1 pseudogene is annotated in these 493 nt (G+C 35.9%); it reads right to left on the bottom strand.

Annotated features, from left to right (window positions below):
• Positions 1 to 493, bottom strand: a pseudogene (locus tag ACM0OP_RS24365) (IS5/IS1182 family transposase); the annotation flags it as partial.

Genomic DNA, 493 nt, shown 5'->3' with positions numbered 1-493 from the left:
TAGGCTTCTACTTGTGATTTTAAGTCCCCTGATTCGTTAAAATTATCCCAACTGATGTGGTCTAAAAACACATAGCCATCAAAGCAACTGGCGGAAAACTTGGCTCCAAATTCTACGTTGGTTCCGGCTTTACCACGGACTATTGGACGAATATGTGGTTGACTTAAACTGACAATCCGGTCTTCTATACTGCGTTTTTTATTTTCATATAACCACAGTTGTTGACGATAAACTTCTGCCACTACTAGCAGCATTTTATATTGTCTGTTGCTCAATTTTAATAGTGATGCACCCTCTTCTTGTAGTTGCTGAATATGAGCTAGGTTTCTTTTGATATATTGCAGTTGCTTTTTGATAGCCTTTCTTCTTTCTCTAAAGGTGACTTTCCTTTTTTTAGCTACTGTTAAATAGTTCTTTCTCGCTCTGTTTCTATAAGTTCTTGGTTTGTTGATATTTTTGACGATTAGGGAGTTATATAATGTATCTATAATTG

The sequence above is a fragment of the Nodularia chucula CCY0103 genome, assembly GCF_963923915.1.
GTDB lineage: Bacteria > Cyanobacteriota > Cyanobacteriia > Cyanobacteriales > Nostocaceae > Nodularia > Nodularia chucula.
The sequence above is the reverse complement of the archived record's forward strand: the minus strand, read 5'-3'. Positions and strand labels throughout refer to the sequence as shown.